At 68.6% G+C, this 24,262-nt stretch carries 22 protein-coding genes; 11 read left to right on the top strand and 11 right to left on the bottom strand.

Features of this window, described 5'->3' with window-relative positions; genetic code table 11:
* Nucleotides 1-77 precede the first annotated feature (77 nt).
* Nucleotides 78-590, top strand: coding sequence for a TIGR04338 family metallohydrolase (locus AC3EO7_RS11655; protein ID WP_431968468.1), 513 nt, complete (start codon nucleotides 78-80; stop codon nucleotides 588-590).
* 159 nt (nucleotides 591-749) lie between these two features.
* On the opposite strand, the gene AC3EO7_RS11650 is transcribed toward AC3EO7_RS11655, so the two are convergent.
* A complete protein-coding gene (locus AC3EO7_RS11650) occupies nucleotides 750-1,721 on the bottom strand; it encodes an o-succinylbenzoate synthase (protein WP_435591175.1) in 972 nt (323 codons plus the stop codon).
* Between the two features lie 533 nt (nucleotides 1,722-2,254).
* Here AC3EO7_RS11650 and AC3EO7_RS11645 point away from each other — a divergent pair.
* Nucleotides 2,255-2,563: a hypothetical protein gene (locus AC3EO7_RS11645; protein ID WP_435591174.1), complete on the top strand. Its 309-nt coding sequence runs from the start codon at nucleotides 2,255-2,257 to the stop codon at nucleotides 2,561-2,563.
* Nucleotides 2,564-2,738: 175 nt separating this feature from the next.
* Here the strand turns inward: AC3EO7_RS11645 and AC3EO7_RS11640 are convergent, their stop codons facing one another.
* Nucleotides 2,739-3,908 carry a thiolase family protein gene (locus AC3EO7_RS11640; RefSeq protein WP_431968462.1) on the bottom strand — a complete coding sequence of 390 codons (1,170 nt, stop codon included), beginning with the start codon at nucleotides 3,906-3,908 and terminating at the stop codon, nucleotides 2,739-2,741.
* Nucleotides 3,909-4,006: 98 nt separating this feature from the next.
* Between AC3EO7_RS11640 and AC3EO7_RS11635 the strand changes: the two genes are divergently transcribed.
* Nucleotides 4,007-4,522 carry a winged helix-turn-helix transcriptional regulator gene (locus AC3EO7_RS11635; RefSeq protein WP_435591173.1) on the top strand — a complete coding sequence of 172 codons (516 nt, stop codon included), beginning with the start codon at nucleotides 4,007-4,009 and terminating at the stop codon, nucleotides 4,520-4,522.
* Between the two features lie 130 nt (nucleotides 4,523-4,652).
* Here the strand turns inward: AC3EO7_RS11635 and AC3EO7_RS11630 are convergent, their stop codons facing one another.
* A complete protein-coding gene (locus tag AC3EO7_RS11630; protein WP_431968458.1) occupies nucleotides 4,653-5,747 on the bottom strand; it encodes an ABC transporter ATP-binding protein in 1,095 nt (364 codons plus the stop codon).
* Nucleotides 5,748-5,987: 240 nt separating this feature from the next.
* On the opposite strand from AC3EO7_RS11630, the gene AC3EO7_RS11625 reads away from it, so the two are divergent.
* Complete coding sequence (locus tag AC3EO7_RS11625) at nucleotides 5,988-6,782, top strand: LLM class F420-dependent oxidoreductase (RefSeq protein ID WP_431968456.1); 795 nt, start codon at nucleotides 5,988-5,990, stop codon at nucleotides 6,780-6,782.
* 24 nt (nucleotides 6,783-6,806) lie between these two features.
* Here the strand turns inward: AC3EO7_RS11625 and AC3EO7_RS11620 are convergent, their stop codons facing one another.
* Nucleotides 6,807-8,069: a cytochrome P450 family protein gene (locus AC3EO7_RS11620; protein WP_431968454.1), complete on the bottom strand. Its 1,263-nt coding sequence runs from the start codon at nucleotides 8,067-8,069 to the stop codon at nucleotides 6,807-6,809.
* 427 nt (nucleotides 8,070-8,496) lie between these two features.
* On the opposite strand from AC3EO7_RS11620, the gene AC3EO7_RS11615 reads away from it, so the two are divergent.
* The 3 genes from AC3EO7_RS11615 to AC3EO7_RS11605 all read left to right on the top strand — a co-directional run bounded on the left by AC3EO7_RS11615 (nucleotide 8,497) and on the right by AC3EO7_RS11605 (nucleotide 11,414).
* The gene (locus AC3EO7_RS11615) at nucleotides 8,497-10,290 is read left to right on the top strand and encodes an ABC transporter substrate-binding protein/permease (protein ID WP_435591219.1); all 1,794 of its coding nucleotides are present in this window, start codon (nucleotides 8,497-8,499) and stop codon (nucleotides 10,288-10,290) included.
* Nucleotides 10,291-10,293: 3 nt separating this feature from the next.
* Entirely contained in the window at nucleotides 10,294-11,019 is a 726-nt protein-coding gene (locus AC3EO7_RS11610) for an amino acid ABC transporter ATP-binding protein (protein WP_435591172.1), read from the top strand.
* Between the two features lie 101 nt (nucleotides 11,020-11,120).
* Complete coding sequence (locus tag AC3EO7_RS11605; protein ID WP_431968450.1) at nucleotides 11,121-11,414, top strand: hypothetical protein; 294 nt, start codon at nucleotides 11,121-11,123, stop codon at nucleotides 11,412-11,414.
* Between the two features lie 40 nt (nucleotides 11,415-11,454).
* Here AC3EO7_RS11605 and AC3EO7_RS11600 read toward each other — a convergent pair whose 3' ends face one another.
* The 5 genes from AC3EO7_RS11600 to AC3EO7_RS11580 form a co-directional block, all read right to left on the bottom strand.
* Nucleotides 11,455-11,637, bottom strand: a complete 183-nt coding sequence (locus tag AC3EO7_RS11600) for a helix-turn-helix domain-containing protein (RefSeq protein WP_435591218.1) — start codon at nucleotides 11,635-11,637, stop codon at nucleotides 11,455-11,457.
* 2 nt (nucleotides 11,638-11,639) lie between these two features.
* A complete protein-coding gene (locus AC3EO7_RS11595; protein ID WP_435591171.1) occupies nucleotides 11,640-12,899 on the bottom strand; it encodes a CHAT domain-containing protein in 1,260 nt (419 codons plus the stop codon).
* 256 nt (nucleotides 12,900-13,155) lie between these two features.
* Entirely contained in the window at nucleotides 13,156-14,676 is a 1,521-nt protein-coding gene (locus AC3EO7_RS11590) for a tetratricopeptide repeat protein (protein WP_435591170.1), read from the bottom strand.
* Entirely contained in the window at nucleotides 14,676-15,665 is a 990-nt protein-coding gene (locus tag AC3EO7_RS11585; protein WP_435591169.1) for a hypothetical protein, read from the bottom strand. Before AC3EO7_RS11585 ends, AC3EO7_RS11590 begins: the two co-directional genes overlap by 1 nt.
* Nucleotides 15,665-17,080: a hypothetical protein gene (locus tag AC3EO7_RS11580; RefSeq protein WP_435591217.1), complete on the bottom strand. Its 1,416-nt coding sequence runs from the start codon at nucleotides 17,078-17,080 to the stop codon at nucleotides 15,665-15,667. Before AC3EO7_RS11580 ends, AC3EO7_RS11585 begins: the two co-directional genes overlap by 1 nt.
* A gap of 152 nt (nucleotides 17,081-17,232) precedes the next feature.
* On the opposite strand from AC3EO7_RS11580, the gene AC3EO7_RS11575 reads away from it, so the two are divergent.
* The 3 genes from AC3EO7_RS11575 (at nucleotide 17,233) to AC3EO7_RS11565 (ending at nucleotide 20,865) form a co-directional block, all read left to right on the top strand.
* Nucleotides 17,233-17,772: a lipoprotein LpqH gene (locus AC3EO7_RS11575; protein ID WP_435591168.1), complete on the top strand. Its 540-nt coding sequence runs from the start codon at nucleotides 17,233-17,235 to the stop codon at nucleotides 17,770-17,772.
* 133 nt (nucleotides 17,773-17,905) lie between these two features.
* Nucleotides 17,906-18,709, top strand: a complete 804-nt coding sequence (locus AC3EO7_RS11570; RefSeq protein ID WP_431968440.1) for a hypothetical protein — start codon at nucleotides 17,906-17,908, stop codon at nucleotides 18,707-18,709.
* Nucleotides 18,710-18,795: 86 nt separating this feature from the next.
* Nucleotides 18,796-20,865 (top strand): PhoX family protein, encoded by a 2,070-nt coding sequence (locus AC3EO7_RS11565; protein WP_435591167.1) that lies wholly within the window; start codon nucleotides 18,796-18,798, stop codon nucleotides 20,863-20,865.
* Nucleotides 20,866-20,922: 57 nt separating this feature from the next.
* On the opposite strand, the gene AC3EO7_RS11560 is transcribed toward AC3EO7_RS11565, so the two are convergent.
* Together AC3EO7_RS11560 and ggh are read right to left on the bottom strand one after the other, a co-directional pair.
* Nucleotides 20,923-21,579, bottom strand: a complete 657-nt coding sequence (locus tag AC3EO7_RS11560; RefSeq protein ID WP_435591216.1) for a glycoside hydrolase family 25 protein — start codon at nucleotides 21,577-21,579, stop codon at nucleotides 20,923-20,925.
* A 292-nt stretch (nucleotides 21,580-21,871) separates the two neighbouring features.
* A complete protein-coding gene (ggh, locus tag AC3EO7_RS11555) occupies nucleotides 21,872-23,209 on the bottom strand; it encodes a glucosylglycerate hydrolase (protein ID WP_435591166.1) in 1,338 nt (445 codons plus the stop codon).
* A gap of 317 nt (nucleotides 23,210-23,526) precedes the next feature.
* Between ggh and AC3EO7_RS11550 the strand changes: the two genes are divergently transcribed.
* Nucleotides 23,527-24,228, top strand: a complete 702-nt coding sequence (locus AC3EO7_RS11550; RefSeq protein WP_431968434.1) for an SDR family oxidoreductase — start codon at nucleotides 23,527-23,529, stop codon at nucleotides 24,226-24,228.
* The last annotated feature ends 34 nt before the right edge of the window (nucleotides 24,229-24,262 follow it).

Here is a 24,262-nt window from a genome sequence, read left to right as displayed (position 1 = left end):
CAGCATTTCCCTCGGTCGGCGATCTCGAGTTTGCGGATATTGCCGCTTCACGGCTGGGCGACCGGGAGCGTGCCGCGATGAGTGAACGAGATACCCAGCGCGCCAAGGTGTACGACGCCGAACAGCTGGTCCGTGGCATGTTCGATCGCGCCGACGAGTACGGCAATCGCACCGTCGAGCTGTACGGCTCGCACATCACCTTGCCCGTCGAACGCCGTTTCGCCTCGGTGGCGTCCGTCCAGACCTATGCTGAGAAGGTGCTCGCCCTCAATTGGGTTCGGGCCCAATGGGATAGAGCCGAGGTGCCGGTTCGGGTGCGGTCGCGTGCCGGAGCGACCGCCGCCCACTACGAAGCGGCCGACGCAGTCCTCGCGGTGCCGCTGCACACCGGCGGCACCGCGTGGGCTCTGCGCGAACTGGTCGTCTTGCACGAACTGGCCCACCACTTGGAACCCGCACCCGGCGAAGTCGCGCCCCACGGACCCGAATTCTGCACCCGCTACCTGGAATTGGTGGACGGAGTCGTCGGCCCCGAAGCCGCCCTAGTGCTGCGAACGACAATGCTCAGCTGCGGCGTCCGTTTCGGCTAGGCCGAAGCGCGTAGGCAATCGGCGGGACAGAAATGGTTGCTTTGCGGGTCTCCGGAACCGCCATTTCTCGCCCGTCATAACCATTTGACTACGGTCGATAGAGAAATGGCGGCGGAGGTTGGCGCGGAGCCGGTTTCGGGAAATAGCCCGGGTTTCCCTCTAGGCGAGCAGGGCGCGTACGCGCTGGTAGCGGGCGTGCCACCAGGCGACGCGGTCGGGGTCTGGGTGGCGGTAGCGGTCGATGAGTGCAGAGTCCGGCGTGAGGGGTGTGCGCGGCACAGGGAGGAAACCGTCCACCGGGCGCAGGGATTCGGCCACCACGTCGCCCTCGAACAGGGAGGTCGTGCCGAGTCCGCAGGCGAAGTCGAGTTCCGGGAGCGCGCCGGCCAGCGCCAGCTGCGCGCCGAGGCCGACGCTGGTCTCCAGTGCGGAGGAGACCACGCAGGGCAGTCCGGCCGCCGCCGCGACCTCCAGCGCGCGTCGAACTCCGCCCAGGGGAGTGCATTTGAGCACGGCGACATCGGCCGCCTCTGCCACGGCCACCCGCAGCGGGTCCTCCGCACGCCGGATGGATTCGTCGGCGGCGATGCGCACGTCGACCTTCCTGCGCACCTCGGCGAGTTCCTCGACGGTCCGGCACGGCTGCTCGACGTATTCCAAACCGCCTGCGGTGCGGTCGATCCGAATGATATGGGCGACCGCGGTGTCCACATCCCACACCGCGTTGGCGTCCACCCGAATCCCGCCGTCCGGCCCGAGCGCGTCGCGGACCGCCTCGACCCGCGCCAGGTCCTCGCCGAGGGAATCGGGATGGTCGGCGACCTTCACCTTCGCCGTGCGGCAGCCCGACGCGCTGACGATCCGGTGCGCCCGCTCCGGATCGACGGCGGGCACCGTGCAATTGATCGGAATACGCTCCCGCACCGGCTCCGGCCACCCGGTCGTCACCTGCTCGACCGCCGTCGCCAGCCACCCGGCCGCCTCCCGATCGTCGTACTCGGGGAACGGACAGAACTCACCCCACCCCAGCGGCCCCGGAATCAACATCCCCTCCCGCACGGTGATCCCGCGAAACCGCGTGCGCAGCGGAATCGCGTAGACGACGGGCTCGGGGAACGTATCGGCGGTCATCGTTGGTCAGCCTACGGGCCGAGGCCGAGACGAGTAGCGGCATATCGGCCCGGCTTGCGAAACCGTCGAAGCGGTGGGTGTCGTAGCAGGCCTCGCGCAAGGATCAGGACGGCCTACGAGTTCCATCGCGTTGGCGATGGGGCTTCGGATGTTCGCGCCGTTCGTATCGTGGCGAAAATCCGTGCATGCGGGTGCGCTGGCTCGGCGTAGACGAAGTCGCTGCGTTGCTGCCGCCACAGCCCGCGCTGGCGAGTTGGCTGCCGCAGCTGGCGGTGCGATCCGGGCTGTCTGCCGCCGAGTGTGTTGTATGCGATGGGGGTCCCCGGGGGCTGTTGAGGCCGAAGTGGAACCGGACCGGAACGCGGTTCGAATCGCCATCGATGACGGGCGCTGCCCGACCGTTTCGGGAGCGAAAAGCGACGCCGCCGACGCGCACGTGCTGGCCGAGTTCGGAGTGTGGCGATCGGCCGCATGTGGTCGCGTGGTCGACAGACGGGCACCCTGGACGTATGGGGTCGGCGTTGTCGAGGCGATTGGCAGACTTGACGCGGGCCGGTCTCGCCACCTTCGTCGCCCTCGGGATCGGTTGGTCAGCAGTGATTCTCGTCCCCCTGTACGAGTTCCTCGTAGCCGACGGACAGCGTGGCAGCAGGTATCTGCCGGTCGCCTACGGCCTCGCATGTACGGGAATCGCCGCGGCGGTTGTAGTGGCAGCCGTACTGGTGGTGTCGAAGTTGCGTATGCGCAGGGCAATTGGATGGACGCCACTGGTGGCGGTCCCGTTGATCATCGAGTCGTGGTTGCTGGGATGCCTCGTCGCGCTGGTGCTGGGTTCGCTCTGAGCTGGTGCTGTGTTTCGTTTCGAGCTGGTGCTGGGGATCTGAGCTGGTGCTAGGTTCCGTTCGCGCTGGTGCTGGATTCGATCTGAGCCGGTGCCGAGTTCGATTCGAGCTGGTGCGGGATCTACTCGATCCGAGAGGAAAACGGGCGCCCGGCGGGTACCGGGCGCCCGGTGATTCACAACCGCTCGAGGATGGTTGCGTTGGCGAGTCCGCCTGCCTCGCACATGGTTTGCAGTCCGTAGCGGGCGCCGCGGTCCCGCATGGCGTGCACCAGTGTGGTCATCAGGCGAGCGCCGGACGCGCCGAGCGGGTGACCGATCGCGATCGCCCCGCCGTTGACGTTCACCTTCGACATATCGGCGCCGGTGTCCTGAGCCCAGGCAAGCACCACCGGCGAGAACGCCTCGTTGATCTCGACGAGGTCGATATCGGAAAGTTGAAGACCGGCTCGCTGCAACACCTTTCGGGTCGCCGGAATCACCGCGGTGAGCATCATGAGCGGGTCGTCGCCCGCGACGGCGAAGCTGTGCAGCCGGGCGAGCGGGCGCAGGCCGAGCTGTGCGGCGCGTTCGCTGGTCATGATCAGCACCGCGGCGCTGCCGTCGCTGACCTGGCTCGCGCTGGCGGCGGTGATCTGCCAGCCGATCTGCGGGAAGCGCTCGCCCATCGCCGGGTCGTAGTAGGCGGGCCGCAGTCCGGCGAGGGTGTCGAGGGTGCTGCCGACGCGGATGCCCTCGTCGCTGATCAGCCCGTTGATCGGGGCGAGCTCGGCGGCGAAGAGGCCGTTCTTCGTTGCCTGCGCTGCCTTTTCGTGGCTGGTCAACGCGAACTCGTCGAGCTGGGTGCGCGTGAGGCCCCACTTCGCTGCGATCAGTTCGGCGCTGATGCCCTGCGGTACCAGACCTTCCGGGTACCGTTCGGCGAACGCGACACCGGAGAGGTCCTCGGAGCCGACGAGGTTGGCGCCCATCGGGATTCGGCCCATCGACTCGACGCCCGCGGCGACCACGATGTCGTACGCGCCCGCGATCACGCCCTGGGCGGCGAAGTGGATGGCCTGCTGACTGCTGCCGCACTGCCGGTCCACCGTCGTCGCGGGCACCGATTCGGGGTAGCCCGCGGCCAGCGCCGCTCGCCGCGTCACATTGGCGCCCTGCTCGCCGACCTGCGTGACCACGCCGCCGATCACATCGTCGATCCGCGCCGGATCGATGCCGCTGCGCTCGACTACCTCGCGCAGGCTGTGTGCCAGCAGGTCGACCGCGTGGACGTTGTGCAGCGCTCCGTTCGGCTTGCCCTTGCCGATCGGCGTGCGCACCGCTTCGACGATCACCGCGTCTCTCATGGCGGATCCTTCCTCTGACCGGGGCTTCTGCACCCTGGCTCTATTGGCTTATAGTCAGATTAACGCCTGGGTATAGCTGACTCAAGTCAGTCGCGGATATGATGTGCGTCATGGCAGCCGTGATGGAAGGACCCTTGGCCGATCTCAGTTCGTGGCAGGCCGTCGACTGTTCCATCGCCAAGGCGATGGAACTCGTCGGCACGCGCTCGGCCGTCCTGATCCTGCGCGAGGCCTACTACGGCACCCGCCGCTTCGACGGTTTCGCCAGCCGGGTCGGTATCACGGATGCGGCCGCGGCGGCCCAGCTCCGCAAGTTGACCGAGGCCGGCCTGCTGGCAAAAGAGCCTTATCAGGAAGAAGGCAAACGCACCCGGCACGAATACGTCCTCACCCGGATGGGCCGCGACCTGCTCCCGGCCGTGCTGGCCTTGATGCAGTGGGGGGATGCGTACCTACAGCCGGGCCCGGCCCCGTTGTTGCTGGTCGAGGAGGCGACGGGGGCTCCGGTACGTGTCGAGGTGCGGAGCGCGACGGGCGAGGAGATCGAGTTGGAGGAACTCGGGATTCGGGTGAACGAGAGCTACCTGCAGCAAAGACGGCAGCGCCCAGAGTAGCGGCCGGTCGACCGCTATGCCGTCTGCGTGAATTGAACCTCGCAGAGCTTCCACACGCCTCGCAGCAGTTGTACTGGCTGCGAGGCGTGTGAAGAGTTTGCGAGGTATCGCTAGCGGCCCGCGCCGGGGCTCAGTCGAGGCGACGGCCGTCCGTGGCGGAGAAGAAGTACGTGTGTTCAGGGGTGGTGGACAGCTTCAGGCGGGTGCCCTTCGCGGGCGGGTTGCGCCAATCGGCCCGCGCCACAATGGATTCCCCCGCACCGTCGACCTGACCCTCGGCGACGGTGCGGCCGTAGATGTAGGCGTCGGAACCGAGTTCCTCCACCACGTCCACTTCCATCTCGATGCCGTCCTTGCTCAGTCCGTCGCCGAGCTCGAAGTGTTCGGGGCGGATGCCGACCACGACCTTGCCCTCGGCGGCGTCGGACACCGAACGCGGCACCGGCAGCGCGTGCCCGCCGAGCGCCACCGCGCCGTCGGACACCGGCAGCGTGAACATGTTCATGGCGGGCGAGCCCATGAAACCGGCGACGAAGGCGTTGGCCGGGTTGCGGTACAGGTCGCGCGGGGTCGCGCACTGCTGGAGCAGGCCGTCCTTGAGCACGGCGACGCGGTCGCCCATGGTCATGGCCTCGACCTGATCGTGGGTGACGTACACCGTCGTGGTGCCGAGCCTGCGCTGTAGCTGGGCGATCTGGGTGCGGGTCTGCACGCGCAGCTTGGCGTCCAGGTTCGACAGCGGCTCGTCCATCAGGAACACCTGCGGCTGACGCACGATCGCCCGGCCCATCGCCACGCGCTGACGCTGACCGCCGGACAGCGCCTTCGGCTTGCGGTCCAGGTAGGGCTCCAGGTCGAGCAGCTTGGCGGCCTCCCGCACGCGCTGGTCCTTCTCCGCCTTGGCGACCTTGGCCAGCTTGAGCGCGAAGCCCATGTTCTCGGCCACCGTCATGTGCGGGTAGAGCGCGTAGTTCTGGAACACCATCGCGATGTCGCGTTCCTTCGGCTCCGCGTGGGTGACGTCGTTCGCGCCGATCAGGATGCGCCCGCCGTTCACCTCCTCCAGCCCGGCCAGCATCCGCAGCGAGGTGGACTTCCCGCAACCGGACGGGCCGACCAGAACCAGGAACTCGCCGTCGGCGATCTCCAGATCCAGCTGGTCGACGGCGGGTTTGGTCGCGCCGGGATACAGGCGGGTGGCGCGCTCGAAGGTCACCGTTGCCACGGCAGATCACATCCCTTCACCGGCAGGAACGTGCCGGACGATCCGAGTAGAGGGCTCACCGTCGCACGCGGCGCGCGGACGGTCCGGACGATCGTATCGGGCGACAAATTCCCACGCAGCCGAGTCCGTGCGCCGGCCGAAAGCACGAGGAAGGCACGGGCCGGTTTTCACCACGCCGGATCCGCCGGACGCCGGTAGCCTCGATCGCGGGGATCAGCGAGCGAACGAGGAGGGCATGAGATGAGTCGGCCGATTCGGATCGGAGTCCAGCTGCAGCCGCAGCACGCCCCCAAGTACGGCTTGATTCGCGATGCCGTGCGGCGGGCCGAGGACGCCGGTGTCGACATCGTCTTCAACTGGGATCATTTCTATCCGCTCAGCGGCGATCCGGTGGGCGCGCACTTCGAGTGCTGGACCATGCTCGCCGCGTTCGCCGAGCAGACCGAGCGGGTGGAGATCGGCGCGCTGGTCACCGGCGGTGGGTACCGCAACCCGGAACTGCTCGCCGATATGGCGCGCACCGTCGACCACATCAGCGACGGCAGGTTGATCCTCGGCATCGGCGCGGGCTGGTTCCAGCACGACTACGACGAGTACGGGTACGAATTCGGCACGGCGGCAAGCCGATTGAAGCTGCTCGGGGAGAGCATGCCGAGGCTGACCGCGCGGCTGAAGAAGCTGAATCCGCAGCCGACCCGCGACATCCCGATCCTGATCGGCGGCGGTGGCGAGCGCAAGACGCTGCGCCTGGTCGCCGAATACGCCGACATCTGGCACAGCTTCGCCGACCTCGGCTCGCTGCGGCACAAGAACCAGGTGCTCGCCGAGCACGCCGCCGCCGTCGGCTCCGACCCGTCCCGTATCGAGCGCTCGGTGCCGTGGCCGGGAGCGGAGCAGGCGCCGGCGTTCATCGAGCAAGGGGTGGGCTTGTTCACCGTCGGCGTGAGCGGCCCCGACTACGACTTCGGCCAGCTCGAGCAGGCCATCCGGTGGCGCGACGAGGTGAACCCGGAACAGGTCACCGGCTTGGCCTGAGCCCGGTTCCGGGTTCTACCGCGATCAGACCGTCGAATACTGCCGCTCGCGGGCCACGGCCGCTGCCCCCTCGACGGGCAGCGACAGGCGGACCGGGAGTTCGGCGAGACCTCGAATGAGCAGGCTCCTGCGCCAGCTCAGTTCGGCGAAGTCGCCGTCGAGCGACATCGCCGGGATTCGATCGAGCAGCCGGGTGAGCGCGATGGTGGCCTCCATCCGGGCCAAGGCCGCGCCGACACAGTAGTGAATGCCGTGGCCGAAGGCGATGTGCCGGTTGTCGGTGCGCATCGCGTCGACCCGGTCCGGGTCGGCGAACCGCTGCGGATCGCGGTTGGCCGCCGCCAGGGAGATCATGACGAACTCGCCCGCGTCGATCTCCTGACCGCCCAACGTGATCGGCGCGGTGGTGAACCGGGCCGTCGCCATATGCACCGGACCCTGGCAACGCAGGATCTCCTCGACGTAGGCGGGGACGCCGGTCGGGTCGGCGCGCAGTCGCTCGGCCGTGGCCGGATCGCGCAGCAGCTCGAGCACCGTGTTGCCGATCAGGTTGACCGTGGTCTCGTGCCCCGCGGCCAGCAGCAGGAACAGCATCGAGATGAGTTCCTGCTGGTCGAGCCGGTCGTTGTCGTCCTTGGCGACGATCAGTGCCGAGAGCAGGTCCTCGCGGGGATTGTCGGTGCGTACGGCGATCAGTTCGGTGAGGTAGGTGAAGAAGCTGATGCCGGCGCTGGTGCGTTCCTCGACGCTGGCCGATTCGTCGACCACGACCTCGGTCCAGGCGCGGAACTCGTCCTTGTCGTCGTCGGCCACGCCGAGCAGCTCGCAGATCACCATGATCGGCAACGGGAACGCGTAGTCGTCGAGCAGGTCGGCGGATTCCTTGCCGCTCAACTCGTCGAGCAGCGAGTCGGCAATCGCGGTGATGCGGGGGCCGAGGTCGCGAACCGCGCGGCTGGCGAACGCCTTGGCCACCAGGCTGCGTAGCCGGGTGTGCTGGGGCGGATCGGCGAAGAGCATGTTGTCGTTGACGGCGCCCGCGAACTTCTCGGCTCCGCCGTTCTTGGCCATGGCGGCCTGGCCCTCGGGCGAGGTGACGCGCTTGCTGATATTCGGCTCGATGAAGGCCTGTTTGGCCACGTCCTGATCGACGATCAGCCAGCTCAGCACCCCGTCCAGACGGACGCGGTGGATCGGTCCGCGTTCGCGCAGACTCCGGTAGACGGCGTGCGGGTCCCGGTAGAAGTCGTCGTCGGTCAGCTCGATGATCTCGTTGGCGGTCGTCACGCGGCGCCCCCGGTCCGCGACGCGGAGCCGCCCGAAACCGAACATGAATCCAGGTAGTTCACTAGCCCTGTGTCCTTTCGAGGTCGAACGGTTCTGATTCAGTCCCGACGCAGTCTCGAGAAGCGGTAACAGCGGTGATCGCTCGCTGTCCGATCGTGGTGGTGCCGAGGCGAAGTCGGCCGCCGGCTGCATCGGTGGAACGTCGAGCAGTTTCGATCGGTGTGAACCTTGAAAAAGCCCCGTGCGGGAGTAATCACCTACGCCGCGCCGACCGGTCGTGCCGTGCCGGCGACAGAATGTCCGCGTACCCGGGGCAAATTTCCGAGCGATTCTCGCACAGGCGCGCCGCTGTGCGGCGAGTGACCCTCGTCGCGTCGGCCACATGTAACTGTGGATTTGCGGTATGTCCGCACTAGGGTTCTCGACCATGGCTGGTCTGCCCGCTGCGTGGCGTCGTGCCCTGATCACCTCGATACTGATCGCCGTCGGTCTGACGGCGGCAGGCTGTGGTTCCGGCGACGAATCCTCCGATATCGGGGACCTCTGCTCGCCCCCAGGGCTGAGCGCGGCGTCCGCTGCGCCGACGAATCTGGCCTCCTCCGCCACCGCGGGACCGGACCGCTACACCACCGCGAACACGGCCCCGCTGGAATCCATCGACGCGAACAGGCTCGGGCTGATCACCCCCGGCACGCTCAGCGTCGGCACCCTCTCCGACGCGCCCCCGAGCATCTGCGTGAACTCCGCGGGGACCTTCACCGGCTTCGACAACGAGCTCCTGCGCGCGGTGGCCGCGAAACTCGGCCTGCGAGTGCAGTTCTCGGGCACCGAGTTCTCGGGTCTGCTCGCGCAGGTGGCGGGCGCGCGCTTCGATGTCGGCTCCTCCAACATCACCACCACCGACGCCCGCCGCGAACTGGTCGGCTTCACCAACGGCTACGACTTCGGCTACTTCGCCCTCGTGGTGGCCAACGGGAGTCCGATCCGCAGCTTCGCCGATCTAGGTCCAGGTACCCGGATCGCCGTCGTCCAGGGCACGGTGCAGGACGACTACGTGGTGAACACCCTGCACCTGGACCCGGTGAAGTTCCCGGACTACAACACCGCCTACGCCAATCTGAAGACCGGTCAGGTCGACGCCTGGGTGGCCCCCTCGGCGCAGGCCGAGGGCGCGATCAAGCCGGGCGACGGCACCTCGGTGGTCCAGAACGCTTTCAGTCTGGACAATTTCGCCGCGTGGGCGGTGAACAAGAGCAACAAGCCGCTCGTCGACGCGCTCAACAGCGGCCTGGACGCGGTGATCGCGGACGGCACCTACGCCCGCCTCTACAGCGACTGGGTGCCGCGGCAGTTGCCGCCGGGCTGGAAGCCGGGTTCCAAGGCCGCACCGACCCCGCAGCTGCCCGATTTCGCCGCGATCGCCGCCGAACAGGGACCGGACCAAGGCCAGGAGCAGACCGCGCCGAAGTCCACCCTGCAACAGCTGGGCGACACATTCTTCGATTGGTCCCTGTATCGCAAGGCTTTTCCCGATCTGATCAAGACGGGTCTGCCGAACACCCTGATCCTGGCGCTGGTTTCGGGGCTGCTGGGCACCGCGATCGGCATGCTGCTCGCGGTCGCCGGAATCTCACGCACCCGCTGGTTGCGCTGGCCCGCGCGGGTTTACACCGATATCTTCCGCGGCCTGCCCGCCGTCGTGATCATCCTGCTCATCGGTCTGGGTGTCGGGCCGGTGGCGCGCAACATCACCGGCAACAATCCGTACTGGCTCGGCGCGGTCGCTCTGGCACTGCTGGCCTCGGCCTACATCGGTGAAATCTTCCGTTCCGGAATCCAATCCGTGGAGGCCGGGCAGCTGGAGGCGGCGCGCGCCATCGGCTTCGGCTATCGGCGGGCCATGACGCTGGTGGTGATCCCGCAGGGCGTGCGCCGGGTGCTCCCCGCGCTGATGAACCAATTCATCGCGCTCATCAAGGATTCCTCGCTGATCTACTTCCTCGGTCTGCTCGCCAGTCAGCGCGAACTGTTCGCGGTGGGCCGAGATCTCAACGCGCAGACCGGAAATCTCTCGCCGCTGGTCGCCGCGGGCCTGATGTACCTGGTGCTGACCATCCCGCTCACCCACCTGGTCAACTACATCGACCGCCGGATGCGCACCGGTCGGCCCGATCAGCCGATCGACGAACTCGAGCAGGCCACCATCACCGAAGGGCGCTGAACCATGAGTGCATCTCTCACCGGAACCGGCCTGCACCTCACCCTCGGCCGCAACCACGTGCTGCGCGGTATCGACATCCACGTCGACGCGGGCACGACCACCACCGTCATCGGACCCTCCGGCTCCGGCAAGTCGACCCTGCTTCGGGTGCTCAACCGGCTGCACGAGCCGGATCGCGGCGACGTCCTGCTGGACGGCGAGTCGGTGCTGCGCGAGGACCCGGACCGGCTGCGTCAGCGCATCGGCATGGTGTTCCAGCATTTCAACCTGTTCCCGCACAAGACCGTGGCGGACAACATCGCGCTCGGCCCGCGCAAGCTGCGCGGTCTGTCGAAGGACGCGGCGCGAGCACTCGCGATCGAGCAGCTGGAGATCGTGGGGCTGGCGAACAAGGCCGACGCGCGACCCGCGAATCTCTCCGGCGGGCAGCAGCAGCGGGTCGCGATCGCGCGGGCGCTGGCCATGCGGCCGGAGATCATGTTCTTCGACGAGGCCACCTCGGCGCTCGACCCCGAGCTCGTGAAGGGCGTGCTCGCGCTGATGAGCGATCTGGCGTCCGGTGGCATGTCGATGATCGTGGTGACGCACGAGATGGGGTTCGCGCGCAGCGTCTCCGACAATGTGGTGTTCATGGATCAGGGGCAGGTGGTGGAGACCGGGACGCCGGACACGCTGTTCGACGCCGCCGAGACGCCGCGGTTGCGCAAGTTCCTCTCGCAGGTGCTCTGAGGTTCGGTAGCGCATAGCTGGCAATCTCCATCCATGCACACGTGCTAATGTGTTCTTGTTCACAGATGCACCTGTCCATCGCGATGGAAGAAGGCTTTCTGATGACTGCAGCACACTCCGAGCACACCGGCCACGCGCACGTCCACTGCGAGGGCTGCGGCCATGTCGCCGTTCCGCACGGTGACCACGTCGACTATGTCCACGACGGCCACCTGCACCGCGCCCACGACGGCCACTTCGACGAATGCGAGCCCTCCGGTCACACCGAAGTCGTCCACGACCACGTACACGGTGAAGGCTGCGGCCACGTCGCCGTCCCGCACGGTGACCACGTCGACTACATCCACGACGGCCACCGTCACGCTCCCCACGACGGCCACTACGACGAACACTGATCCCAGGCGCGCGCCGCTCGTCCCGCCGCGCGCCTGATTCTCACCCCGCCTCCCGCAACCGCACCTCCAGCCGCAACCCCAACGCCTCCACGTACCGCTCGAGCATGGGGATGGTCGGCATGGTGCCGCCCGCCTCGAACCGCGCCACCGCAGGCTGCTTCAACCCTGCCCGCTCGGCCAGTTCTGCCTGCGTCATCCCGAGCGCCTCCCGCCGCGCGCGGATGGTCAGGTGTGGAAGGTGGCGATGGCGGACCAGAGGAGGGGGGAGTGTTCGATGGCGCCGGTTTCGCGCCAGGTGGTGAGGCGGGTGCGGTGCCAGGTGGTGAGGGGGTGGAGAGGGTCGGGGTGGTCGTGAGCGGTGTCGATGGCGCGGATGAGGTCTTGCAAGGGGGTTGCGGTGGCGCCTGCGAGGCGTTGGAAGGCTAGGTCGGTGGGGAGCGGCCAGCGGGTGGCGGTGACGAGTTCGGCGCCGCCGTTGATCATGGCCGCGACGAGGCCGAGCGCCTCGGTGAAGCGGAGGTCGCCGCCGCTCTCGCAGGCGATCAGGGCGACACGGCTCGGCATGGGCCAAAGGTCGGGGCCCGCAACGGGTTCGGGATCAAGGGTGTGGGTGCCGAGCAGGAGGTCCTTGGCCGACAGGGGGCGGTGCGTGCGCAGCGGTTCGGCGAAACCGGTGGATTCGGCCGTGCACGCCAGGTGGAGTTCGGCGCTCTCGCTCTGACCGGACTCCGGTGCGGCGGCCGTGACGTGTCCGACGTAGATCAGTCGCGATGCCCCCGCACGGAGCGTCTCGGAGAGCCACCCGCGATCCAGGTCGGTTCGGCGGAAGACCTCGACGGTATCGGTCACGCTGGGTCGGAGGCGTTGGCGTGCTACATGTTCGGCGACCCGCTCGGAGAGTGCGCCCGAACCGTTCATCCGTCCCAGCACCGAGCCCAGTGCGGAGTCGGCGCGAAATCCCGGCACCCGCGGATCGAGCACGGCGACCACCGGCAACTCGCGATCGGCTGACCAGCTGCGCGCGCACCGTCCCGGCGCGTGCACGACGCCCGCTGGAGCGAGCAGGCTGACGTCGGCGATGTCGATGAGCCGCAGAGCCGGGTCGGGCGCGATGATCTCCCACGGCACCTGCGCCACCCGTGGCGAGGGTTGTAGGCGGATATGCGGCCGAACTCCCCGCGTGTACAGCTCGTGCAATTGCACAGCCAGCCCGTACGGCAACAACGCGCGGGAAAGTGACTGTGCCAATCTGTATTCCGCGTCCGGGGACGCGAACGCGCCGGTCGTCAGCGCGCGCTCGAGTCCGCCCGGAGCGTCGGGCTTCGGTAGCGCATCGGCAAGCGCCGACACCGCCTCCGCGATCGGATCACCCGGCAGCATCGCGGCCCCGCGCGGCGCGGCATCGTCGTCCCACCGCCAGGACATGTAGAGGTCACCGGCGTCGGCCATCCGCACGACTACCGTCGGCTGCTCGGGTGTCGTCATGCTCGAATCCTGGGGCTCGCGCGACGTGCTGACGCGGACCGCCGATCAGCAGCGCCGCGGGCTCGCCGCCTAGGTAAGCCCAGGCGCGCACTGTGCCCTGCCGAGCATGCTGTTGTCGACTCGGGCCGCGTGTTTGCTGCGCGTGGTGTTGTCGACTCGGGCCGCGTGTTTGCTGCGCGTGGTGTTGCCCACCCGGGCCACGCGGTCGCAGCGCGGGATGCAGCCCCCGCCGATCTCACATCGCCGCGAAGTTCACTCATACCGTCAGCACCCGTTCCTCCCGCACCGCGCGCCCATAGCGCTGCTCGGCGGCAGTGATGTACTCCGCCAGCGCGATGTGCCCGTCCGGCGCGATCGCGAGCCGTGGCGGCGGGGCCACCCGCAGGCCGGCGGCCGCGGCGACCTTGGCCAACGCCGAACCGAGGTGGAGCGCGGAGCCCTCGGCCTGCGCGGGTGCCTCGATCGGCGAGAGCGGTTCGAGCGGCAGCTGCGGGCGGGGCTGGTGGTCGGTCCCGTCGACGTCCACTGTGGTTCCCGCGCATTGTGTTTCGATGAGGTCCGCGATGAGGGGACCGTCCCCGCAGAGGTAGGCGAATCGGAACGCCAAGCGCATCGCGGGGTCGGCGATCTCGCGATTCCACTGGGCCCGTTGATTGCCGTTCGGCAGCGTGTATCGCACGGCATCGATGGCGATGGCCGCGGGCACCGCTACATCGCGAGCCAGCGCCAGCAGCTCGGGAGTCGGCGCGTCGATGCTGTCGATCACCGCCTCCAGCAGCACGGCGTGCCAGAAATCGACCTGCGCGCAGTGCAATCCGAGACCGCGCGCCGCGTACGCCTCGAACGCGGCGGCGAGCAACTCCTGTCCCTCGTCGACGCGAAAGCCTTTGAACGCCACCGTCGCGAGACGGGTCTGGACGGCGGCCACGTCCAGCATCGCGCCGGACGCCTCGAAGCAGGCGAGGGAGCGCCGGTACAGCGCCTCGGCTTGTTCGTCGTCGTCGCGATGTTCGGCGACGTACCCCATGATCCTGAGCCCGACTCCGGCGCGGTACTCGAGTCCGGCCTGTTCGAAATACCGCTGGCTCGCTCGCAGCGGCTCTTCCGCGTCGTCGAACCGGTTCACTCTCGTGTACAGCGTGGCCAGATTCTGCTGGGTTTCCGCCACCGCGTTGCGGTCGCCCGCCGCCTCGAAGGCGGCCAGCGCTTGTTCGGCGAAGTCGATGCCGAGTTCCCTGCGCCCGGTCTCGAAGTACGCGCCCGCCAGGTTCATCAGTGGATGGCCGGTGAGGTGCGGCGCGAAACGTTGTGCGACGTCGAGGGTTTCGGTGGCCAGTTCGACCACTCGCACCCACTGGGCGCGGTGGAACGCCACCGCCGTCAGTGAGAGCAGGCAGGGCACCCGCAGCGAGGCGAATTCGGGATGGTCGGCCAGCAGCGTCCTGGCTTGCTCGAGCGCGTCCTGCGCCGCGTCGAGTTCGCCGAGGTGCTGGAGCGCTTGCGAGTAGTTGACGAGCGTGGACGCGCGCTTCTCGACGGCGTCGTCGGGGATCTCCGCCAGCGCCGACCGGAACCGGACGGCCGCCCCCGCGTGGTCGCCGAGTTCGTCGCACATGCTCGCGGCGTTCACCAGCGCGCTGACCCGCACACCGCCGGAGGTGGTGAGGACCGCGTGTTCGAAGATGCGCAGCGCCTCCGCGACCTCGCCGCGCTGATACGCCGCAGCGCCTTCGTAGAGCAGTTCCAGGCCGGGCGGCGCTGCTTCGTCCTGTGTCATCAGAAGTCCGAATCCGATGCGGCGGCCGCGATCTCGGCCAGGAGCAAGGTGTCGTCGTCCGCCGTGGCGCCGCGCATCCGGGCGGCGACCAGATCCCGAATCCGCGCGCGCTCGTCGTGGTCGGCGGGGAGCGCATCCGGACCCACGCCGGGCACATAGACATGCACTCCCGCAACGGCTTCCGCGGCAGTGGACGCCGTGCCCTGCCAAGTGTCGCCGACCAGATGGAGTTCCGTGTCGATCGCGCCGACGCTGGTGTCGAGCAGCGCGCGCGGGTGCAGATGCGCGGGCGGGGCATCGAGTTGCGGTGCGGCCACCGCCCTCACCCGTACTAGCGTCGCCCCCTCCGCCCTGGTCAACTCCCAGGACACGGCGTGTTCGGACGCGTCGACCAGGCCGGGCGGGCAGCGCCGCCAGTCCCAGCCGCCGCTGCCACGCCCGAAGACCAGTTCACCTTGTCGCGCACCGGAACCGGCGGCCAGCGCGTAGTCCTCCGCGCGGCCGAGCGCGACGGGTGCGGCGGGCAGCGGCTCGAGGTCCGCGTCGGCACCGTCGACGATCAACTCGCACGCCTCGGTGAGCGTGGCGATCTCGGTGTCGAGCAATTGCTGGTCCAGCGCCGGGATGCCGTCGATGGTGGAGGCGGGCCACCAGCGTGCCGCCCAGTGCGCGTAAGCCAACTTCCTGGCCTGAGCGACCAGGGTCGGCAGCGCGGGTTCTGCCGGAAGTTCGACGGCCTGCCGGTCGGCGACAGCCAGTGCGACATGCTCGCCGTAGACGGCCCACAACCATTCCTGCGCTTCGTCGAGGTCGTGCAGCACGGTGGCCGGGACCGGTTCTCCGGCCAGCAGACTCCAGGCGAGGTGACCGCCGACGACCTCCAGCACCATGGTGTCCAGTGGGGGAGCGTCCGCCCAGACCGTCGGCGCGCCTGCGGGTGCGATGGTCCAGAATCCTTCGGCGTCTTCGCGCACGAGCACCGCATTCATCAGCTCGCCCTCGATTCCGTCGAATCGACTTCGCTCGCCACAGCACTCGCGCTGAGCGCATTCTTCACCTTGGTGCGGTGATCGAGGATGACCGAGCGGGCCACGCCGTCCAGCAGGTCCCACAGCTCGTCGGGTTCGACCACCGCGGCTGCGCGAACATCTCGACCGTGCAACCGAACCCACAGCCGTCGTAGGTAGGGTCGCCACGGCGTGCGGAGTTCCGCGGCGATCTGCGTGAGCGGCCCGCTCGCACGATCGCAGTCGTGCACCGCGAGCCGCCGTGCTTGCAGCACATAGGCTTCGCGCCGCCAGCGATTGTTGATCGCCTGGTGTGCCGCGGTTCCGCGCGCCATGCCGTCCGGCGCCGCAACCCGCCCGGTCGTCCATGCGACGTCCGCCCCGGCGCGCCCCGACGACGCTGCACCGGCCAAGTGGCGCACCCTTCCCGCCCCGCCGGCGCCCTCGCCCGACGTCGCTCCGAACGGCGAAAGGCCAACGGCCAGGGCGGCTCCGGTAGCGGCCGCGACCCGCAGCGTCTCGTCCAGCAGTGCCCACGGCGAACAGCTGCGGGCGATTTCGTCGGTGACGAGTTCCGGGATCGGCGGCAGTTCGGCGCGTTCGCTCGAGGCCTGCAACACCGTGAAGACTCGTTCGTAGATCGTGCGGTCGAACGGAAGACCGAGGTCCGCCTTGGACGCCGACGCGCCGAGCGCGGGCGAGTGCGGCAGCGGATGCGCGGTGAGCCCGAGTTCGTTCGCGCTGCTGCCGGATGCCCGGTGCCAGAGGTCGATTCCGGAGTGGGTGCCCGCGCGCGCCGCCACGAGACGGTCCAGTTCGGGCTGTCCGTCGCCGGTCACCCTGCTGTTCGCGCACGCGTCGAGCAGTTCCTCGAACGCCGCGGTGTGATCGGCGCTCACCGTCGCCGGTCGCCGCCGCCAGGCGATGTCGATCAACCCGCCAAGCTGCCGCGCCACCTCGGCGTCCGTGAGGTGCTGCTTGAGCGCCTGCGTGGTCCGGCCCGCGGCGAACTCGTGGATATCGCGCAGCGCGGCCTCCGCGGTTTGCCTGTCGCGCACCGGATCCGGATGACCCGCCGTGGTCGCGAGCTCGAAACAGCGCTGGAAGTAGAGATCCTGGGGATTGCCCTCGGTGATACGCAGCGCGCGGCGGACCTGTTTGAGCAGCGTGAACCAGGCCGCGGTGGCCCGCAGCACGTCGGCGGCGGCGAAGAGGCGCGATGCGAGCAGCGTCGCGCCGTCCGCGCTGAGAATCGCCCCTGCACAGCTCGGATGCTGCACGGGACGGATCACCAAGGGGTCGAGCAGGAGTTTGACGGTCCGGCGCAGCGGTCCGCCGTGCGGGCCGCTGAGTGCTTCGACGCCGTCGAGCCTGCGCCACACCTCGTCGAGCACCATGGCGCGCGGTCGTCGCATTCGACCAGGTTAACGGACCTGTGGCCGGTTCGGGCCGCCGAAACCTGGGATCGGTAGGCGGCGCGCGATTCCTACCTTTCTCTCAACGGCCCGACCACCGGGCCGGACCAACGGAGAGACAGGAACGGATCACCATGAACACCAAGTACTTCCGCACCGGCACCGCCGCCCTCGCCGCCCTCGCGCTGACCGGCTTCCTCACCGCCTGCGGTGACGACTCCGGGAGCAGCTCGCCCGCGACCTCGAAGCAGACCACCGCCGCCGCGCCCGCCGGTCCCGCGGCGGGCAAGTCCGCGGCGCTGGTCGACGGCAAGGCGCTGGCAGGCACCTTCGAGACCACCTGCGTGAAGCAGGGCAACACGCTGGCCCTGGCCCTGACCGACAACAACAACGCCACCTACGGCCAGCTGACGGCCAGCGCCACCGTCACCGACTCCGACACCGTGCAGGCCGTCGGCATCGCGGGCAGCAAGGGCGGCTCCTCGGGCCTGCCTTACGCGGTGGGCTACGGCAACGGCCAGCCGGGCGGTTCGGCGAAGGTCGTGAAGGACGGCAACACCTACAAGGTCACCGGCGAGGGCGTCGGCGCGCCGGACCTGACCAACCCGCTCGCGGGGCCGTCCACCTCCACCTTCGACATCACCTTCGCCTGCTCGACCATCGTCGGCGCCTGACGGACGGTCCGTGTGCTCGGCTCCCCGTCGTCCCGCGAGCCCGGCGCCACCGAGGGGTGCGCCAGGACGGGACGACGGGGTGGCCCGGAACACGGAATGTCCGTCCGACAACCAAGAATTCAGGGAGTACACCATGGCAACCAAACTGCGCGTCGCCGCGATCGTCTTCGGCATCGCCGCGATCGGCCTCTACCTCGTGCACGGCCTCACCTACGAGCCGAGCAGCCCTTACGAGCCCGACTTCCTCGCCTGGGTGAACGGCTTCATGGCACTGCCGATCATCGCGTTCACCGCGGTGGTGATGGTCTTCGCCTTCACCGGCGAGGGCATCATGTCCGCGTTCACCGGGCTCAACTCGACGGAATTCCGCGGCGGCCTGCTCGGCATCGGCACCGTGAAGTCGTTCCGGCAGACCGGGCTGACGGTCAACGACCAGCCGCAGATTCGCATCGAGTTCAGCGTCGAGGGCGTGGACGGCAAGGTTTTCGAGTCCGCGGCCAAGATGATCGTGCCGCTCACCGAGCTGGCGCTGCTGCGTCCCGGAGTGGTGCTTCCGGTGCGGTACCTGCCCGATCGCACCGAGAAGGTGGAGGTCGATCTGACCGGCGACAGCGTCGAGGCGCAGCGGGTGATGAACGAATCCATGATTCGCAAGGGCTTCACCACCAAGGCCAAGCTCGACATCGCGGCGCGCGGCATCGCGGCCCAGGCGGTGGTGCAGTCGCTGTCGGTGCCCGGCGAAATCCGCAACGGCTACTCCAAAGTGGAGATCGGGCTCGCCGTCACCAGGCCCGACGGCAGCACCTTCCGCACCCGCGCCGAGAAGTTCCTGCCGCCGGCCAGTGTCGGCAACGTGCAGGTGGGCAGGATCGTGCAGGTGCACTACTTGCCGGAGAACGAGCAAGAGGTCGTGATCGCGGTACCGGTGAACGCCTGAGACTTGGTCGGCTGTTCACCTGGGTGTTTCCCGGTAATAGCCTGGGGCGTTTAGCGTGCGGCCGACAGCCCGAGTCAGGAGTGATCGTGACCTTGAAACCACTCGCCCTCTTCGTGCAGCACGACGGCCGCTCCGCGCGCGCCGCCGTGACCTGCGAATACAAATGTGCCAACGCGTGCTTCCACGAGACGCCCAACACCTCGGGCGGCGAGTACTTCGGCGACATCGTCAGCTCACTGAACCGGCGCGGTCTGATCAGGGGCGGCGCGGCGGCGATGCTCGCCGTCGGCGCCGCCTCCGCGCTGGCGGCCTGCGGTGACGACACGGCCGAGGCCGGCTCCACCGGCGCCACCCCGGCGGGCCCGCCCGGCACCGGAACCAACTTCGTCGCGGTCGCCCCCAACAAGGAAGACGCGATCGTCGTCCCGCAGGGCTACGACCAGTCGGTCGTGATCCGCTGGGGCGATCCGCTTTTCGCCGATGCCCCCGCGTTCGACTTCGACCGGCAGACCGCCGCGGCGCAGGCCAAGCAGTTCGGCTACAACAACGACTTCGCGGCCCTGCTGCCCATCGAGGGCCAGGCCAACAGCTACCTGCTGGTGGTCAACCACGAGTACACCACCGCGCCGCACATGTTTCGCGGCTACGACAAGGCCAACCCGACGCCCGAGCAGCTCGCCGTCACCATGGCGGCGCACGGCCTGACCGTCGTCGAGGTGAAGGGCGAATCCGGCACCGGCAAGCTGACTCCCGTCTTCGGCAAGTACAACCGCCGCATCACCGCGACCACCGAATTCACCCTGACCGGACCCGCCGCGGGCAGCGAATTCACCAAGACCTCCGCCGACCCGACCGGCGCCAAGGTCCTCGGCACCTTCGCCAACTGCGCGGGCGGCGTGACCCCTTGGGGCACAGTACTTTCCGGCGAGGAGAACTTCCACGGTTACTTCGCCAACGGCGACAAGCCCGCGGGCGGCGACGCCGCGGTGGCGCGCGCCAAGCGCTACGGCTTCACCGCCGGCGCGACGGCCAACCTCTGGGAGCGCGCCGACAAGCGCTTCGACCTGGCGCAGGAACCCAACGAGGCGAACCGTTTCGGCTACGTCGTCGAGATCGACCCGTGGGATCCGAACTCGACGCCGGTCAAGCACTCGGCCATGGGCAGGCTCAAGCACGAGGGCGCGAACATCTACGTCACCAAGGGCGGCGACGTCGTCTCCTACACCGGTGACGACGAAAAGTTCGACTACATGTACAAATTCGTGTCGTCTCGCAAGGTGCAGTCCGGCTCTGGCGCGGCGAGCAGGCGGAACAACATGACCATCCTCGACGCGGGCACCCTGTACGTCGCGAAGCTCACCGGCGATCACGCGGACAAGATCGACGGCACCGGCGCCAAGCCGTCGGACCAGGGCTTCACCGGTAAGGGGCAGTGGATTCCGCTGCTGGAGACCGACGCGCAGGGCAAGGGCAAATCGCTGGTCGACGGCATGACCGCCGAAGAGGTCGCGGTGTTCACCCGGCTGGCGGCCGACAAGGTCGGCGCCACGAAGATGGACCGCCCGGAGGACTTCGAGGCCAACCCCTACACCGGCAAGGTGTACGTCGCGCTGACCAACAACGACAACCGCGGCAAGGAGGGCAAGGCCGGTCCGGACGAGGCGAACCCGCGCAACCTCAACAAGAACGGTCAGATCCTCGAGATCGACGACGACCACACCGGCACCAAGTTCACCTGGTCGCTGCTGCTGGTCTGTGGCGATCCGGCCGCGGCGGACACCTACTACGCCGGGTTCGACAAGACCAAGGTGAGCCCGATCTCCTGCCCGGACAACCTGGCCTTCGACCCGTACGGCAACCTGTGGATCTCCACCGACGGCAACGCGCTGAAGTCCAACGACGGCCTCTTCTCGGTGGTGCTCGACGGCGCGAATCGCGGTGAGACCAAACAGTTCCTGACGGTGCCGCGCGGCGCGGAGACCTGCGGTCCGATCGTCACCGAATCGCGGGTCATCGTGTGCGTGCAGCACCCGGGCGAGGCCGACGACGCCACTCCGGAGAACCCGCTGTCGCACTGGCCCGACGGCGGTTCCGCGCAGCCGCGGCCCTCGGTGGCGGTGGTATGGAAGAAGGACGGCGGCCGGATCGGCGTGTAACCGGTTGTCCCCCAGGTAGTTTCGCCACGCGGGGGACGATCGCCGGTTTCCGGTGCGTCAGCCCATGTTGGCGAAGCGGGCGAAATCGCCTTGGGCGCCGCTGTACACGTTGAGATCGGTGCGGCCCGCGATGCCTGGGATGCTGCCGCTGTCGGTGGTCTGCCAGAACGTCCAGGCCGGCCAGCCGCCGGGCACCTCGGGTTGCTCGTTGTCGCGGTAGTCGGCGATCCACAGCGGATAGTGGGTGAATTCGCTGGTATCGGCCATCGCGGTCTTCCAGAAGTTCGGATAGGTGTAGATGATCGGCACTCGGCCGGTCAGTGCCCGCACCGTGTTCAGGTAGCGGTGCGTCCAATTGATCAGCGCCCCGGGAGCCAGGCCGCCGGAATGCTCGAGATCCAGCACCGGAGGCAGATCGAGCGGACCGTTCTGACCCAGCACGATCGTGGCGTAGAGCGCTGCTTGTGGTTCCGGCGGCAGCTGTGGCCTGGCGTAGTGGTACGTGCCGCGGGCGATGCCCGCCGCCCGCATCAGCAGGCTGTCCGCGACGAAGTAGGGGTTGATGTAGCTCATGCCCTCGGTGGCCTTGACCATGGCGAAATCGTGTCCGGCTCGTTTGACCGCGAACCAGTCGATGAACCGTCCGTCGATGTGCTGCCAGGACGAGACGTCCGGCCCGGTCGGTGTGGCTGCGGCCTGGCCGTTCGCCGAGATGTCGGGCTCGGTCGGTGTGGCTGCGGCCTGGCCGTTCGCCGAGATGTCGGGCTCGGTCGGTGTGGCTGCGGCCTGGCCGTTCGCCGAGATGTCGGGCTCGGTCGGTGTGGCTGCGGCCTGGCCGTTCGCCGAAAGGATGCTGCCCACGGTGATCGCGGACAACGCAAAAATGCGGGTCGCTCTCCAGCGCGTGCTATCCATGCCCTTCGACCTTAGGGGCCGTGTTCAGCGTGGCCGGCGTTACCGATGAGACGTTTGCTGAATATTTACCAGCAAACTGTCACGGCGGCGATCACCCGAGCCAGTCCAGCACGGACGCGGCGGTCCACGACTGCTGCATGCTGCCGAGCGGCTCGCCGGTGAACGGCTCGTAGTACTCGGCGAAGGCGCCGTCGCTGGCCTGCCGCAGCCCTTCGGCGCGGAGCATGAACGCCCGTTCGGCCCAGCCGCGGCGGGCGAAGACCCAGGAGAAAAGCCAGCTCATCACCGGCCACACCGGGCCGCGCCAGTATTCGCGCGGCCGGAAATCCTTGGCGACGGGAGAGGTCGAGGGCGGCAGTGCGTAGCGCAGGTCCGGATGGCCGCAGTAGCGCGGACCCTCGAACAGGCGAAGCAGGCTGCGTTCGGTGTCGCGCGGCAAGCCGCCGCACAGCAACGGGGCGAAGACCGAGAGAGTCTCGGTGTTGATCCAGCGCTGCGCGCGCACGTCGAAGTCGCGAGCCGCGCCGGTGCGGGCGTCCGCGGTGGCGACGACGCCTGCGCGGAACCGATCCGCCCAGCTGTACAGCTCGCGCACGTCGGCGTTCGGCTGCTTGTACTCCTCGCCGATGTTGGCGAGCACCTCGCAGGCGAGCGCGAAGATCGCGGTGACGAACACGTCCTGCACGGCGAAGCTCATGGTCGAGGCCAGCACGTAGTCGTCGTAGCCCGCCCGGCGCATCTGCTCGACCAGCCACAGGTACCTGTCGTACTCGCGGTCGGTGGGGCGCTGTGACGGATCGGCGACGACCAGCACGTCCTCGCGGCGATACGCGGGCAGGTCGCCGGGGACCACGTTCTCGTAGGCGCGGTCCCAGCGCGGCGAGTTGTCCATGCCGGATTCCCAGCCGTGGTAGAGCGTGATCCGCCCGTTCTCCTTCGGGTCTCGGGCGTGCGCGAGCCAGCGATGCCAGCGCACCAGGTCCGGCCATCGGCGGTTGAGGAACTCCTCGGCGATCGCGCGGGTGCTGCGGCCGTGGCGGCGGGAGTGATCGAGAATGCGCTGCACGGCGATGGCGTGCACCGGCGGCTGGGTGATGCCGGAGGTGTCCGGTCCGTCGGGCGCGTTGGCGGCCAGCTTGCGGCACTCCCAGCGGGCCGGTCCGGGAAAGTAACCGTCCACGCCGTTGGCGAACACGATGTGCGGGATCATGCCGTTCTTCCACTGCGCCGAGAGCAACGTGTCCAGCTCGACGACAGCGCGTTCCACGCTGAGCGGAGCCAGACCGACCGCGACGAAGGCCGCGTCCCAGCTCCACATGTGCGGGTACAGCCGCGGCGCCGCGCTGGTCATAGTGCCCAGGTCGTTGCCCCGCAGCAGGTAGGCGGCGCGGGCCGCGAGCTGAGTGGGGGTGAAACCCGGATGTGCCATCCCCCTATTCTGCGATCCCACGCGGAGATATGCCCGCTCAGCGGCGTCGAGTCCTGTCGTGGCGCTGTGTTCTGCCGCGGCGCTGTGTTCTGCCGCGGCGCTGTGTTCTGCCGCGGCGCTGTGTTCTGCCGCGGCGCTGGGTTCTACGGTGGCACTGGGTTCTGTCGCAGCGCTGGGTTCTTCCCGGTCGCCCCTCAGGTGTTCGGCGGATCTCACTCTCGCATGCCCCCGTCCGTGGAGATTGTTACCGACGTACGCGTGCATCGCTACGAGTCCGCGCAGTGCTACGGATTTCGGGTACCACTACGGTGGGGCGCATGAACGCTGCCGTCACCAGCACCCCGAAGCCGACCGCGTTGATCACCGGAGCCAGCCGAGGGCTGGGCGCAGCCATCGCCCGCGAACTCGCGCCGGGGCACGAGCTGCTGCTCGGCGCGCGCTCGCGAGACGCGCTGCGCGACATCCTCACCGAGCTGCCCGAGGCGACGCCGTGGCCGGTGGAGCTCACCGATTACGACGCGGTCGCCGCGGCGGTCTCGCAGGTGGAGCGGCTGGACGTGCTCGTGCACAACGCGGGCGTGGCCGATCTCGGCACCATCGCCGAATCCTCGGTGGCGCAGTGGCGAAACACCTTGGAGGCGAACCTCATCGCCGTCGCGGAGCTGACCAGGTTGCTGCTGCCCGCGTTGCGCGCGGCGAACGGTCATGTGGTGCTGATCAATTCGGGCGCCGGTCTGCGGGCCAACGCGGGCTGGGCCTCCTACGCGGCGAGCAAGTTCGGGTTGCGCGCCTTCGCCGACGTGCTGCGGCTCGAGGAGCCCGCGCTGCGGGTGACGTCCATCCATCCCGGCCGGATCGATACCGACATGCAGCGTGAGATCACCGCGGGCGAGGGACGCGAGTACCGGCCGGAGGAGTTCCTCACCGCCGAGACGGTCGCGACCGCGGTGCGGCACGCCGTGGAGACCCCGCGCGACGCGCACCCGACCGAGATCGTGCTGCGTCCTATCGCCCGCTGATCCGAGGTCCTCGGTCGACCTCACCGCGATCTCC

The sequence above is a fragment of the Nocardia sp. bgisy118 genome, assembly GCF_057708605.1.
This window is presented reverse-complemented; position numbering and strand designations above follow the sequence as displayed.

Coding starts and splice junctions, on each gene's coding strand:
- AC3EO7_RS11635 (WP_435591173.1), top strand. CDS start 4,007: ATGATGTGCGTCATGGCAGCCGTGATGGAAGGACCCTTGGCCGATCTC.
- AC3EO7_RS11570 (WP_431968440.1), top strand. CDS start 17,906: ATGGCAACCAAACTGCGCGTCGCCGCGATCGTCTTCGGCATCGCCGCG.
- AC3EO7_RS11595 (WP_435591171.1), bottom strand. CDS start 12,899: ATGACGACACCCGAGCAGCCGACGGTAGTCGTGCGGATGGCCGACGCC.
- AC3EO7_RS11575 (WP_435591168.1), top strand. CDS start 17,233: ATGAACACCAAGTACTTCCGCACCGGCACCGCCGCCCTCGCCGCCCTC.
- AC3EO7_RS11590 (WP_435591170.1), bottom strand. CDS start 14,676: ATGACACAGGACGAAGCAGCGCCGCCCGGCCTGGAACTGCTCTACGAA.
- ggh (WP_435591166.1), bottom strand. CDS start 23,209: ATGGCACATCCGGGTTTCACCCCCACTCAGCTCGCGGCCCGCGCCGCC.
- AC3EO7_RS11655 (WP_431968468.1), top strand. CDS start 78: ATGAGTGAACGAGATACCCAGCGCGCCAAGGTGTACGACGCCGAACAG.
- AC3EO7_RS11650 (WP_435591175.1), bottom strand. CDS start 1,721: ATGACCGCCGATACGTTCCCCGAGCCCGTCGTCTACGCGATTCCGCTG.
- AC3EO7_RS11625 (WP_431968456.1), top strand. CDS start 5,988: ATGAGTCGGCCGATTCGGATCGGAGTCCAGCTGCAGCCGCAGCACGCC.
- AC3EO7_RS11605 (WP_431968450.1), top strand. CDS start 11,121: ATGACTGCAGCACACTCCGAGCACACCGGCCACGCGCACGTCCACTGC.
- AC3EO7_RS11640 (WP_431968462.1), bottom strand. CDS start 3,908: ATGAGAGACGCGGTGATCGTCGAAGCGGTGCGCACGCCGATCGGCAAG.
- AC3EO7_RS11580 (WP_435591217.1), bottom strand. CDS start 17,080: ATGGTGCTCGACGAGGTGTGGCGCAGGCTCGACGGCGTCGAAGCACTC.
- AC3EO7_RS11615 (WP_435591219.1), top strand. CDS start 8,497: ATGGCTGGTCTGCCCGCTGCGTGGCGTCGTGCCCTGATCACCTCGATA.
- AC3EO7_RS11585 (WP_435591169.1), bottom strand. CDS start 15,665: ATGAATGCGGTGCTCGTGCGCGAAGACGCCGAAGGATTCTGGACCATC.
- AC3EO7_RS11610 (WP_435591172.1), top strand. CDS start 10,294: ATGAGTGCATCTCTCACCGGAACCGGCCTGCACCTCACCCTCGGCCGC.
- AC3EO7_RS11550 (WP_431968434.1), top strand. CDS start 23,527: ATGAACGCTGCCGTCACCAGCACCCCGAAGCCGACCGCGTTGATCACC.